Here is a 13,032-nt window from a genome sequence, read left to right as displayed (position 1 = left end):
AACCAGTCCGGTGGCGCCCGACATCCTTCTCGCCAGCGGAAACACCCCACCGGGGAACAGGCTCAATTTGGAACGGTTATTGAGTGGGCGGGCGTGGGGCGCGGAAGATCTTCCCCCCGTGGCCGCATCGCCATTCGAGAAACCCGGCCGGCATCTCACCGGTCCCGATCGCTCAGGACATGCCCATGCTCATCGACAGCGGATCACCCGGGGTGCCAGCCGCCATCGGCATCAGCCTGACCATCAACGGCGAGGTCCGTGAGCTTCAGGTGGCTCCTTGGACCACACTCCTCGATCTGCTGCGCGAGGAGCTCGACCTCACCGGCACCAAAAAGGGCTGCGACCACGGCCAGTGCGGCGCCTGCACCGTGCTGGTGAACGGCACGCGGATCAATTCCTGTCTCGCACTTGCCGTGATGAAGGACGGCGCCGAGATCGTCACCGTCGAGGGGCTGGCCAGACATGCCGGCCAGGACGGCGCGATGCATCCGCTCCAGGCCGCCTTCGTGGAGCGCGACGCGTTCCAGTGCGGATACTGCACCCCCGGCCAGCTCTGCTCGGCCGCCGGCATGATTGCGGAAGGTCACGCCAGGTCCCGCGAAGAAATCCGCGAGGCGATGAGCGGCAACATCTGCCGCTGCGGCGCCTACACCAACATCGTCGACGCCATCGAAGACGTGATGCACGCGGGAGCCGCCCGATGAACCGCTTCGACTACGTCCGCCCGACCACGGTCGAGGAGGCGGTGAGGGCCATCGGCTCGGCCGCCAATGCCCGCTTCATCGCCGGCGGCACCAACCTCGTCGACCTGATGAAATACAATGTCGAGCGGCCGGAGCGCCTCGTCGACATCACCCGCCTGCCCTTGGAGGCCATCGAGGAGCGCGATGGCGGTCTCGGCATCGGCGCCCTGGTGACCAACGCGACCGTGGCCTATGACGAACGGATCAAGAGCCGCTACCCGCTCCTGTCGAGCGCGATCCTGGCCGGTGCCTCGGGCCAGTTGCGCAATGCCGCCACCACCGGCGGCAACCTGCTCCAGCGCACCCGCTGCTATTACTTCTATGACGACGCGATGCCCTGCAACAAACGCGATCCCGGCACCGGCTGCCAGGCGATCGGCGGGGTCAACCGCATCCACGCCATCTTCGGTACGAGCGACAAGTGCATCGCCACCCACCCATCCGACATGTGCGTGGCCCTGGCGGCGCTCAACGCGACGGTACGGGTCACCGGGCCGGCGGGTGAGCGCACCATTCCCTTCGGCGAGTTCCACCGCCTGCCGGGGGACGAGCCGCAGCGGGACACCACCCTCGCGGCCGATGAGATCGTGCTGTCCGTCGATCTGCCGGACGAGGATTTCGGCGCCCACCATACCTACCTGAAGCTGCGCGACAGGCTCTCCTACGCCTTCGCCCTGGTCTCGGTGGCCGCCGTGATGAAGCGCGATGGCGACACGATCACTGAGGCGCGCTTCGCCCTCGGCGGCGTCGCGCACAAGCCCTGGCGCAATGCGGAAGCGGAAAGCTCGCTGAAGGGCAAGCCCGCTACCCGCGAGACGTTCGAGGCTGCCGCCGACATCGTCATCCGTCAGGCTCAGCCGCAATCCGAGAACGGCTTCAAAGTCGAACTCGCCCGGCGCGCCATCATCCGCGGCCTGAGCCAGGCCGCGGCCGGCACGCCGCAGTCGCAATCCGACAAGCGAATCGCCTGAGGACCCGTCCAGACATGGCAAACAGCATTTCCTCCACCGGCACGGACAGCTTCGTCGGCACCGCGCGCAGTCGCGTCGACGGCCCTGCCAAGGTCACTGGCCTCGCGAAATACGCGGGCGAATTCACCGCGGCCGACCTCGCCCATGGCTACGTCGTCTCCGGCGGCATCGCCAAGGGCCGCATCACCGCCATCGACACAGCGGCGGCGGAAGCCGTCCCCGGTGTGGTCAAAGTCTTCACGCACGAGAACCGGCCACGCACGGCGTGGCTCGACTACAATTATCAGGACGCCGTGGCGCCCCCCGGGTCGCCGTTCCGCGCCCTCTACGATGACAAGATCCTCTACAGCGGCCAGCCCGTCGCGCTGGTCGTCGCAGAGGATTTCGACACTGCCCGCTATGCCGCGTCACTGATCAAGGTCGCCTACGAGGTCGAGGAGCCCCTCACCGATGTCGAGCGCCAGCGCGAGTTCGGCTACGTACCGCCGATGAAGCGCGCGGGGATCAAGCCGCCGCCGGAGCCCTGGGGCGATGCCGAGGGCGCTTTCGCCTCTGCGCCGGTGCGGCTGCGAAACGACTACACGCTCGCCGTCGAGCATCACAACCCGATGGAGCCGCACGCGTCCACCGTTGTGTGGGAGGGCGATGGCCGGATCACCGTCTACGACAAGATCCAGGGCGTCTCGAACAGCCAGGGCTACATCGCCGGCGTGTTCGGCATGGACAAGGACAAGGTGCGGGTGCTCAACCCGTATCTCGGGGGTGGCTTCGGCCTCGGCCTGCGCCCGCAATACCAGCTCTTCCTCGCGGTGATGGCCGCGCGCGAACTGGAGCGCTCGGTGCGCGTGGTGCTGACCCGCGACCAGATGTTCACGATGAGCTATCGCCCCGACGTGCGCCAGACGATCTCGCTGGGCTCCGACGAAGGAGGCAAGCTGCTCTCGCTCCGTCACGAAGCCTTGTCCGGCACCTCGCGGTTCGAGGATTACCAGGAGGTCGTCGTCAACTGGTCGGCGATCCTCTACGGCGGCTGCGAGAACGTCGCCCTCGACTACAGACTGACGCAGATCGACACGTTCACGCCGTCCGACATGCGCGCGCCGGGGGCGGTGACCGGGGTCTTCGCCCTCGAAATCGCCATGGACGAACTCGCCTACGCGACTAAGCAGGACCCGATCGCCCTGCGCCTGAAGAACTACACCGATAGGGACCCGACCGAGGGCAAGCCCTTCGGTTCGAAATCCCTGCGCGCCTGCTACGAGCAGGGCGCCGAGCGGTTTGGCTGGTCGGAGCGCAATCCCGAGCCGCGCTCCATGCGCGACGGCAAGGAACTCGTCGGCTGGGGCATGGCCACGGGCGTGTGGGAAGCCCTGATGCAGAAATCCTCGGCGCAGGCCACGCTCACCGCCGATGGCAAGCTCGTGGTCGGCAATTCCACCGGGGATATCGGCACCGGCACCTACACGATCCTCACCCAGATCGCCGCCGATGCCCTTGGCCTGCCCATGGAGGACGTGACGACGAAGCTCGGCGACACGGATCTGGCGGAAGCCCCCGTCGCGGGCGGCTCGTGGACAGCGGCCTCGTCCGGCACGGCGGTGATGAAGGCCTGCCGCAAGATCGCGGCGGATGTCTTCGCCATGGCCCGCGCCATGGACGATTCACCGCTGGCCAATGTCGATCTCGAACGCGTCGTCTTCATCGGCGGGCGGATCGAAGTGGCGGGTGACCCGTCGCGCAGCGTCTCGCTGGTGGAGGCCATGGCCGCCGCGGGCGTCGACAAGGTCGAGGCCACGGAGAGCGCGGGGCCCGATGCCGGGCACGCGAAGGAGTTCGCCTCCTACACGCATTCGGCCATCTTCGCCGAGGTGAAGATCGACGAGGAACTCGGCCAGGTCCGGCTCACGCGGATCGTATCCGCCATCGCGGCGGGCAAGATCATCAATCCAAAGACCGCGCGCAGCCAAATCCTCGGTGGCGTGGTGATGGGGATCGGTTCGGCCCTGGAGGAAGAATCGATGCTCGACCACGCGGTCGGCCGGTTCATGAACCACAACCTCGGCGAGTATCACGTGCCGGTGAATGCCGACATCCACGACATCGACGTGATCTTCGTGGAGGAAGAGGACAAGGCCAACCCGATGGGCGTGAAGGGCCTCGGCGAAATCGGCATCGTCGGCACGGCGGCGGCCATCGCCAACGCGGTCTACCACGCCACCGGCAAGCGCATCCGTGACCTGCCGATCACCATCGACAAGATCATCGGGTGATCCAACAGTCGAACTGAAAGTAGATGCTGAGTCACCCGGACCGTACGCAATGGTCCGGGTGACTCGACGGAGGCGGTTTTTGTTGCCTCAACTCGCGATCGAAAGGGGCTCCCCGACAGAGCGTTTCGCCCCCCTCTCCACCACCCGCTCCGCCAAATACTCCGTATCCCGCGCGATGCCGGAGAAGCGGCCGGAGCCCCAGGTGTGGAGCCAGGGCAGGCCGACGAAGTAGAGCCCGTCCACCGGGGTCACGCCGCGCGTGTGAATCGGCAAGCCGCGCCCGTCGAAGGCGGGGGCGTCGATGAAGCTGTAATCGGCGCGGAAGCCCGTCGCCCAGATCACGCTGCCGATGCCGGCCGCCTCGGCATCGAGGCTCGGCGCGTGAGGTCCCGGCACCCAGAGCGGAGTGTAATGCGCCTGTTCGGGAGCGGCGATCCCCTTGGCGGCGATGTGCCTGTCGATGGCGCCCTGGATGCCGGTATAGACCGCATCCGCGTTGTCGAGGTTTCGGCCCAAATCATCGGCGAAGCGCAGCACCGGCCCGTCTATGGCGTCGAGACGGCCGTGGAGGCTCATGCCTTCCAGGGCGAAACGGCGCAGGTCGATGTCCCGGCCGCCGTCGCGGCCGGTGAGGTAGTGGTTGGCCTTGCGCCGCACATCCTCCTTAAGCGGGTGGTTCTCCACGGGGAGGTCGTACTGGCCCATATCGGCGAGCCAATCGACGGCGTCGCGCCCACGATAGACGCGCGGGCAGCGCGGCGCACTGCCGACCACGAGATGGACCTTGCGGCCCGTCAGATGAAGATCTTCCGCAATCTGGCAGCCGGACTGGCCGGAGCCCACCACCAGCACCGCACCATCCGGCATCTGACACGGATTGCGATAGGTCGAGGAGTGGATCTGCCGCAATCCGGCGGGCAGCCGCGCGGAGAAGGCCGGGATCGACGGCACGTGATAGCCGCTGATCGCCATCACCACCTGGTCGGCCGTGTGATCGCCGCCGCTCGTGGCCACGGCGAACCCGCCGCCCGCGCGGCGGCGGATCGACGTGACGGTCCCCCCCTCTGCCACGGGGGCTTCGATCGCCCGGGCATAGGCCTCGATGTAGCCGACAATCTCGTCCTTCGGCATGAATCCATGCGGCTCGGCACCCGGATAGGGGAAGCCCGGCAGCTGGCATTGCCAGTTCGGCGTGACGAGGCAGAAACTGTCCCAGCGCTGCGTCTTCCAGGCATGCGCGATGGTGTTCTTCTCGAACACGATGTGGTCGATGCCGTGCTGCTGGAGCTGATAGCTCATCGACAATCCGGCTTGACCACCGCCGACGACGATGACGGAATGGTGCGAGGGGGGCGTCAGGATCTGGTCCATGGGGCGTCCTTCAGGCTCGGTCCGCTATTCCTCGAAGGCCTCGACCCGCACGCGGGCATCGGGCAACGCGGCGAGCGCCTTGGCACCGGCCTCGATCCGCGCGAGCTGCCCGAGGGCGAGGCTGCAGGGAAACCCGTAGCGCGCCTCCACCCGCTGGCTGGCGATGGTCAGCGCCGTCCGACTGCGGGCGACGAACTCGTCGAGGGCGTAGGTCTCGCCGACTCCGAAATGCTCCTTGATGACGAGGGAGGGCGAGTAGCAGGCCTCGCGCCGGCCATCCGGCCAGCGCACGTGGAAATGCATCTCAGGCATCCGACATCTCCTGCTTGCGGGCGGCGAGCGCCGCGTAGGCGGACTCGTGCTTCTCGGCGCAGGCGCGCCAGGAATGGGCCTCGGCGACAGCGATCCCTGCTCTCGCCAACCGGCCGCGGAGGGACGGTTCGAGGACAGCGCGCAGGCCGTCGAGGATCGCTCCCTCGTCCTCGGGATCGACGAACACGGTGTCTCCGGTCGTCAGATATTCCGTGAAGGGTGGCCGTTCGGACACGAGGGTGGGCGTTCCGCTCGCCATCGCCTCCAGCACGCAGAGGCCGAAGCCTTCCCTCAGCGAGGGGAAGACCAGTGCATCGGCCAGGCGATAGAAGGCCGGCATCGCCGCCTGAGGCACCGGTCCCGTCTCCACCACCGCCCGGCCGGGGCCGAGGGTGAGGCCGTTCCGGTCGAGCGCGGCCCGGCACCGGGCCTGGTAGCCGGAATGGTCGAGGAGCGAGGCACCGCCGACGACGAGAAGCTGCGCGTCCGGTCGCTCACCCCTCAAACGCGCGAAGGCCTCGATGATGGCGAGGGTGTTCTTGCGCTCCTCGAACCCACCGACGCTGAGGAGCACGGGACCGTCACCGAGGCCCCAGTGCGCACGGAGCGCCGCATCCCCCTCCCCCGGCGCGGGGCCGAAGGCGCCGGTATCGACACCGTTGCCGACATTGAGCGCGTCGAGACCGTAATCCCGCGTCAGTGCGCCCTGCCAGAGGCTGCTCACACACAGGAGGGCAGTGGCGTCGAAGATCGCCCGGTCATGCCAATAGGCGAGCTGGGGGTCGGAGAAGAGATCGACATGATGCACCGTCCGCACGAAGCCCGGAATCAGCCGGCGGCGCGCAAGGGTGGCAAGCGCATTGCCGCTGATGGCGTCCTGCGCATGGAAGACATCGTAGTCGCAGGCCGCCGGCGATGCGAAATGGCGCAGGTAATCCTCGATGCGGATGCGCACGAGCTCCACCGTGGAGCCCGAGACCGGCCGCGCGGCGACCGAGGTCACCGGGCAGGCGGCCCGGCGGAAGAAGCCGCTGCCCGAAGGGTCCGGCGCATGGACCACGGCCTCGTGGCCGAGGGCGACGAGCGCCTCGCCGAGGGCCAGGGCATGGACCACCCCGCCGCGCGGATTGGTGGAATGCGCCAGGATGGCGATGCGAAGCGGCTCACCCATTCGCGTCACTCCCCTTGCCCGCAGCCGATGAGGGGACCGGCCGCGAAATCCCAGATGACGGCCTCGTCCTCACCGTCGGCGAGGGTGGCGACACGGCTCGCATCGATGCCGCCGATGGCGGCGGCCGCGATCCCCCGCTGCGTAAAGCGCCCCAGCACCGCGTCGACATTCCCGGGCGGGACGCTGAGGAGGTAGCCGAAGCTCGGGAAAGCGGTGAGCCAGCGAACGAGGTCGATCCCCTCAGGACGCGGGATGCGGTCCAGCCGGATCGACGCGCCGACGCGGGAGCATTCGAGCAGCATCAGCGCCGTACCGACGAGGCCGGCCATGCTGATGTCCTTGGCCGCCTTGGCGAGCCCGTCCTCGGCGATGCCGCTCAACAGTTCGATATCGCCGCGCAGGCGAAGGGCCGGCGCGGCACTGGCCGCGTCCCAATAGGGGTGCGGACCGCGAAAGGCGCCGCGCAGGTCGATCGCCGCCACGAGGCTGTCGCCGGGCCGGGCGTCGAAGCTGGTGAGCAATGTCTTCGCACGGCCCAGGATGGCCACGGCGAGATGCTCGCCCGCGTTGCGCGTGTTGCTGTGGCCGCCGACGATGGGCACGCCGAAGGTCTCCGCCCCCGCTCGCAAGCCCCTGAGCATGGGGTCGGCATGGGCTTGGTCGCGGCTCCACAGGGCGTCGACCACGGCGATCGGGCGTCCGCCCATGGCCGCGATGTCGCTGACATTGACCATCACCCCGCAGAAGCCGGCGAAATACGGATCGTCGGCGACGAACCCATCCATGAACCCTTCGATGGCGAGGAGGAGGTAGCCGTCGCCATCGGGAATCGCGGCGCAATCGTCGCCCAGGGGCACGGCGAGCGCACGGTCGCCCAGGCCGAGCCGCCCGATCACCGCGTCGATGTCGCGTTTATGGGCGAGGCCGCGCCCGTCTCGGAGATGTCGCGCGATCTCGGCAAGGGACTGTATCTGGCCCACGCTCACGCCGCCTGTTTCAGGAGCGTGACGAGGCCGTGCTCCGGGTCCGCCATGGCTGGGTAATGGGCGAGATCGGCCTGCATCAGGTGATGCGGCCGCCCATGAAGTTCGATCTCGGCGAGACTCGTCCAGTGTAGAGCCTGGAACAGGATCGCGTTGGCACTCTGCACATGGGCGAGAAAGCGCGTGCATCCGCGCGCATGGGCGGAGGCCACCGCCACGTGGATCAGGCCGGCGCCGAGGGCACCGATCCGGCGGTGATCCCGCGCCACGGCGAGGCGCGAGCCCCACCATTCACCGGGATTGTCGGTCGTCTCGTGGATGCGCACGGTGCCGACGACGGCGTCCGGAGCGCCGCCCAGGGTCGAGAGGGCGCAGATCGGGACCGCCGCCGCGTCGATTGCATCGCGGTCGTCGCCCTCGAAGATCCCCTGCTCGATGCAGAAGACCTGGCGACGCAGGGCGGCCGTCCCGTCCCGCTCCCAGGGCGCGGTGGCGAACTTGATCCGGAAATGGCTCGACCGGTAGGCGGGGACGGGCTCGAACATCGTCCAGCTTACCGCTCGTAAGTGGAGAGGGCCGAACAGGCGCCGCAGCGTCCGCACCCGGCCTTGATGTCGGTGGAGCGCAAACCCGCCCCTGCCAGCATCGCTGCGAGCGGCTGGAGCACGGAATGCATGAAATCCGGCGAGGGGGCGGGATGGTCCTCCAGCGGCGTGCCGGAAATCGGCACGAACGGCACCACGAACGGGTAGACTCCCATGCCGATCAGGCGCTCGGCCATGGCGAGGATCGCTTCCGTCGTGTCTCCGAGCCCGGCGAGGATATAGGTCGAGACTTGGCCCTTGCCGAAGACCGGAACGGCGGCGGCGAAAGCGTCGAAATAGCGGTCCAGCGGCACGCTCGCCTTGCCGGGCATGATTCGCGCCCGGACCTCCGGGGTTACCGCCTCGATATGCAGGCCGAGCGCATCGACGCCCGACGCCTTCAGCCGGGCGAACCAGCGGTCGTCATCGGGAGGCTCGCATTGGGCCTGGATCGGAAGATCCACCGCCGCTTTCACCGCGAAGGCGCTCTCGCAGAGCACGGCCGCCCCACGGTCGGTGGCGTTGGGCGTGCCCGTCGTCATCACCATGTGCTTGACGCCGTCGAGGAGCACGGCGGCGCGGGCGACCTCCGCGAGTTGCTGCGGCGTCTTGTGGGCGACGGTTCGCCCGGCCGCGAGCGACTGTCCGATGGAGCAGAACTGGCAGGTCTTGGTGCGGCTCTGGTAGCGGATGCAGGTCTGCAGCACCGTGGTGGCGAGCACGTCGCGCCCGTGCAGCACGGCGATCTTCGAATAGGGCACCCCGTCGAGGGTCTGGAGCCCGTAGAACCGGGGCTTGCCCGGAAACGTCACCCGCCCGATCACGATGCCGTCATGCTCGATGAGGCTCGACCCGTCGGCATCCGGCCGGCGCACGAGGTAGGGCGAGTCGAAGGCGCCCGCGGTATGGACCGGCACCATCACGGTGCGGCCGGCGATGGTCATCGCCTTGTGGTCGGAGGGACCGGCCCCGCCCCGGCGGCTGGCGACCCCGGCGCGAGTGTCAGCCAACCTGACTCCGTAGGATTGGAGCGCGTTGATCAGGCGCTCCGTCGGCATCCCCTGGTAGACCGGGGACGGCACCGGCGAGGAAGCGGCCGGGGAGGTCAGCAGCGGAGAGTCGCTCATGGTCGGTGCTCCGGGGATGCGGGATGTCCAATGCGGGCGTGGTCACCACCGTGCGGGCGGGACGTGCGTCATGGTTGAGGCTGAGGAGTTCGGGGCGGGCGTAATGGCCGACCGAATCCATCATCCGCTTGCGCTTGGTGACCAGCGCCATGTCCATGTCGGCGACGAGGATGCCCTCGCCCTCCGTCATCGGCGGAACGAGGTGCTTGCCTTCAGGCGAGACGATGGCGGTGCAATTGCCGCCGCGCAGGGCCCCGCGCATCCGCTCGTCGGGAGAGATCTTGGCGATCTGTGTCTCGGTGAGCCAGCCGGTGGCGTTGACGACAAAGGCGGCGGCCTCGAGGGCGTGGTGCCGGATCGTCACCTCCATCTGGTCGGCGAAGATTTGCCCGACCATGGAGCCCGGGAACTGGGCCGCGTGGATCTCCTGATGCTGCGCCATCAGGGCGTAGCGGGCGAGCGGGTTGTAATGCTCCCAGCAGGCGAGCGCCCCGACCCGGCCCACCGCCGTCTCGACCACGGTGAGGCCGGCACCGTCCCCCTGACCCCAGATCATGCGCTCGTGGTAGGTCGGCGTGATCTTGCGGCGCTTGAGCAGCAGCGTCCCATCGGCGTCGAAGATGAGCTGCGCGTTGTAGAGCGAGCCGTGGTCGCGCTCGTTGATGCCGAGCACGATCACCGCGCCATGCCGGCGCGCGGCGGCCGAGACCGCCTGCGTCACCGGCCCCGGCACGGTCACCGCGCCCTCGTAGAGGCGCAAATGTTCGGGCCCCTGCGCCGCCGGCGGGGCGATGAAGGAAAAGTACGGGTAGTACGGCACGAAGGTCTCGGGGAACACGATGAACCGCGCGCCCTTCCCCGCCGCTTCGTCTGTCGCGGCGAGCACTTTCTCCAGCGTCCCGCCCGGCCGCTCCAGATCCGGGGAAACCTGGACGGCGGCGGCGCGCACGATGCGTGACTCGGACATCGGCCTGTTCCCTGTTCGCCATGGTCCGCGAGCATTCCCTCTCCCCTCTGCGGGAGAGGGTGGCCCACGAAGTGGGTCGGGAGAGGGGAGCGCCATCTCCGGAGAGGTCGCCCCTCTCCCGCCTCCACCACAGAGGGGGAGGGTCGTCCGGCCTCAGACCGTCCAGGTGTCGATGACCACGGCGTTGTCGCGCTTGTGCAGCAGCACGAGGTCGAGGACGTCGGTGGGGGCGATCGGGCGGATGCCCTCGATCAGCGAGGGTTCGCCATGGCCGTAGAGCGCCTGCAGCGCGAACCGGCAGGCATAGACCTTGCCGCCCTCGGAGAGGAACTTCACGATCTGGTTGTTCATGTTCATGTGGCCGGGAAAGGCCTCGTCGCCGAGCGTGGGAAAGCCGCGCTGGACGCCGAGCGTCACGCCCGGCCCGTAGAGCAGGACGGAGGTCTCGAAGCCCTTGCGCAGCAACCGCGTCGCCTGGAGCAGGTTCACGAAGCCGATGGAGCCCTCGAAAGCCACGGTGTGAAAGGTGACGAGCGCCTTCTGGCCCGGCTCGGCCTTCACGTCCTCGAAGACCTTTTCTTCGTAATCGACGAAGTAATCGCCCTTCTTATGGTGCTCGGCGGTCACGGCTGGCATCGCAAATACTCCCCGTCATCTCGATATCCGCCGCGATCACGAGCAGCGACGGCTGATGAGGAGATGGCAAACCGCATGCCAGCAGCCGGTGGAGTTCGATCCAGCCAAATCCGCGCTGACGGATACAGTCAATCATGCGGTCAATGTCAGTCGAATGCGAAGGCTCTGACCAGCGTGCCGATCGCTTAAAAAGCGAGCATTAGATGCATACATACTCGACACAATGGACACTATACTCACGATCTATTTGAATGCATTGACCGGAAATTCAGATCCAGAACCTTACGGTATATCGCGGCATGGCGGTTGCTTTCCATACAATACCGGATTGAATGGATATTGATCGGTTTCGCGATGACCAACAGCCAGCGATCGGGCAAGTCCGCCCGGCCGACCTTGCCTCTCCTCGTCTCGCCGGAGGGATGGACGCCGGACCTCCGCCGCTGGGGCAAGCCGCATTACCTCGCCATCGTCGAGGCCATCGCCGACGATATCCGGACCGGGCGTCTCGCCATCGCCGAGCGTCTCCCGCCCCAGCGCGTCCTCGCCGAGCGGCTGGACCTGAACTTCACCACCGTAGCGCGCGGCTATGTGGAGGCGCAGCGCCGGGGGCTCGTTGAAGCGCGGGTGGGCCAGGGGACCTTCGTCGCCGAACCGGCGCTCCGCGTCACGCAGCCGAGGGCGGCACCGGAGCGCCGGCACGGCCCCGTCGATTTCACCATGAACCTGCCGCCGGAACCCGACGACCCCGCTTTGCTCGAGCGGATGAGGGGCGGCCTCGCCTCGGTCTCGGAGAATCTCGCCAATCTGCTGCGCTACCAGGGTTTCGGCGGGACGCCCGACGACAAGGACGCGGCGGTGGAATGGCTGCGCCGCCGCGGCCTCGACGCGCCTCGCGACCGACTCCTGATCTGCCCCGGCGCCCATGCGGCGCTCGGAGCCGTGATGAGCCTCGTGGCGCAACCCGGCGACACGATCTGCTGCGAGGCGCTGACCTATCCCGGCGCGCGGGCGCTCGCCGCTCATCTCAACCTGCGCCTCGTCGGCCTGCCCATGGATGGCGAAGGGATCGACGCCGCGGCCTTCGCGGCCACCTGCACCCGTCATGCGCCGAAGGCGCTCTACCTCAACCCGACCCTGCAGAACCCGACCACGATCACGATCTCGCCGGAGCGACGCGAGGCCATCGTCACCGTGGCGCGACGCTACAACGTGGCGATCATCGAAGACGACGCCTACGGTTTCGTGCCGATGATTCCGGTTGCGAGTTTCTACCGCCTTGCGCCGGAGATCACCTATCACGTGGCCGGCCTCGCCAAGTGCCTCGGTGCCGGCCTGCGGCTCGCCTACATGCTGGCCCCCAGTGCCCGCGCGGCACTCCAACTGACGTCCGCCCTGCGCGCATCGACGGTGATGGCCTCCCCCATCACCACGGCTCTCGCGACGCGCTGGATCAATGACGGCACCGCAGAGGCGATCCTGGCCTTCGTCCGCTCGGAATCCCGGGTTCGCCAGGGCATCGCCGCCGGGATGCTGGGGCGGCACGGCGTGACCGCCGACCCCGCCGGTTTCCACATCTGGCTGTCCCTGCCCGAAGGCTGGACCCGTTCGGCCTTCGCAAGCCAGGCGCGCGCAGCCGGAATTGGCGCTGTGGCGAGCGACGCTTTCCTCGCCGCAGGAGAAGCGCCGGAAGCGGTGCGGATCTGCCTTGGAGGACTCGCCGGCCGCGCCGAGATCACGCAATCGCTGGAGGTGCTTGCCCATGCCCTGTCGCATTCACCGGAGCTGGCTTCCGCCTATATTTAGCAGCGCGCGACAAACGGCCGGAGCGGTAGCAAGAGAGCGTCAAGGTGTCCCATGACGACGACCCCTTTATCTCCATGACAATGTACGAAAG

Annotated in this window: 12 protein-coding genes; 4 read left to right on the top strand and 8 right to left on the bottom strand. The window is 67.9% G+C overall.

What is annotated here, in order from left to right:
* Window positions 1-185: 185 nt before the first annotated feature.
* The 3 genes from IPV08_RS18695 to IPV08_RS18685 are packed head-to-tail and all read left to right on the top strand — an operon-like array spanning window position 186 to window position 3,984.
* Window positions 186-704 (top strand): (2Fe-2S)-binding protein, encoded by a 519-nt coding sequence (locus tag IPV08_RS18695; protein WP_207413004.1) that lies wholly within the window; start codon window positions 186-188, stop codon window positions 702-704.
* Complete coding sequence (locus tag IPV08_RS18690; protein WP_207413003.1) at window positions 701-1,714, top strand: xanthine dehydrogenase family protein subunit M; 1,014 nt, start codon at window positions 701-703, stop codon at window positions 1,712-1,714. Before IPV08_RS18695 ends, IPV08_RS18690 begins: the two co-directional genes overlap by 4 nt.
* Before the next feature lie 14 nt (window positions 1,715-1,728).
* Window positions 1,729-3,984 carry a xanthine dehydrogenase family protein molybdopterin-binding subunit gene (locus tag IPV08_RS18685; RefSeq protein ID WP_207413002.1) on the top strand — a complete coding sequence of 752 codons (2,256 nt, stop codon included), beginning with the start codon at window positions 1,729-1,731 and terminating at the stop codon, window positions 3,982-3,984.
* Window positions 3,985-4,071: 87 nt separating this feature from the next.
* Here the strand turns inward: IPV08_RS18685 and IPV08_RS18680 are convergent, their stop codons facing one another.
* The 8 genes from IPV08_RS18680 to IPV08_RS18645 form a co-directional block, all read right to left on the bottom strand.
* Window positions 4,072-5,355, bottom strand: coding sequence for an MSMEG_0569 family flavin-dependent oxidoreductase (locus IPV08_RS18680; protein WP_207413001.1), 1,284 nt, complete (start codon window positions 5,353-5,355; stop codon window positions 4,072-4,074).
* Between the two features lie 24 nt (window positions 5,356-5,379).
* On the bottom strand, window positions 5,380-5,667 hold the full coding sequence (locus IPV08_RS18675) for an MSMEG_0570 family nitrogen starvation response protein (RefSeq protein ID WP_207413000.1): 288 nt from the start codon (window positions 5,665-5,667) through the stop codon (window positions 5,380-5,382).
* Window positions 5,660-6,838, bottom strand: coding sequence for an MSMEG_0565 family glycosyltransferase (locus IPV08_RS18670; RefSeq protein ID WP_207412999.1), 1,179 nt, complete (start codon window positions 6,836-6,838; stop codon window positions 5,660-5,662). Before IPV08_RS18670 ends, IPV08_RS18675 begins: the two co-directional genes overlap by 8 nt.
* Before the next feature lie 5 nt (window positions 6,839-6,843).
* Window positions 6,844-7,824, bottom strand: coding sequence for a sll0787 family AIR synthase-like protein (locus tag IPV08_RS18665; RefSeq protein WP_207412998.1), 981 nt, complete (start codon window positions 7,822-7,824; stop codon window positions 6,844-6,846).
* The gene (locus tag IPV08_RS18660) at window positions 7,821-8,366 is read right to left on the bottom strand and encodes an MSMEG_0567/Sll0786 family nitrogen starvation N-acetyltransferase (protein ID WP_207412997.1); all 546 of its coding nucleotides are present in this window, start codon (window positions 8,364-8,366) and stop codon (window positions 7,821-7,823) included. The genes IPV08_RS18665 and IPV08_RS18660 overlap by 4 nt, the downstream gene beginning before the upstream one ends.
* A gap of 8 nt (window positions 8,367-8,374) precedes the next feature.
* Entirely contained in the window at window positions 8,375-9,463 is a 1,089-nt protein-coding gene (locus IPV08_RS18655; RefSeq protein WP_207413025.1) for an MSMEG_0568 family radical SAM protein, read from the bottom strand.
* Entirely contained in the window at window positions 9,408-10,499 is a 1,092-nt protein-coding gene (locus IPV08_RS18650; RefSeq protein ID WP_207412996.1) for a Nit6803 family nitrilase, read from the bottom strand. The genes IPV08_RS18655 and IPV08_RS18650 overlap by 56 nt, the downstream gene beginning before the upstream one ends.
* A 153-nt stretch (window positions 10,500-10,652) precedes the next feature.
* Window positions 10,653-11,135: an MSMEG_0572/Sll0783 family nitrogen starvation response protein gene (locus IPV08_RS18645; RefSeq protein WP_056427869.1), complete on the bottom strand. Its 483-nt coding sequence runs from the start codon at window positions 11,133-11,135 to the stop codon at window positions 10,653-10,655.
* A 354-nt stretch (window positions 11,136-11,489) separates the two neighbouring features.
* Between IPV08_RS18645 and IPV08_RS18640 the strand changes: the two genes are divergently transcribed.
* Window positions 11,490-12,941 carry a PLP-dependent aminotransferase family protein gene (locus IPV08_RS18640; RefSeq protein WP_207412995.1) on the top strand — a complete coding sequence of 484 codons (1,452 nt, stop codon included), beginning with the start codon at window positions 11,490-11,492 and terminating at the stop codon, window positions 12,939-12,941.
* Window positions 12,942-13,032 lie beyond the last annotated feature (91 nt).

It is taken from the genome of Methylobacterium sp. SD274 (assembly GCF_017355285.1).
GTDB lineage: Bacteria > Pseudomonadota > Alphaproteobacteria > Rhizobiales > Beijerinckiaceae > Methylobacterium.
Note: the sequence above shows the minus strand (reverse complement) of the source record. Positions and strands in the feature narration are given on the sequence as shown.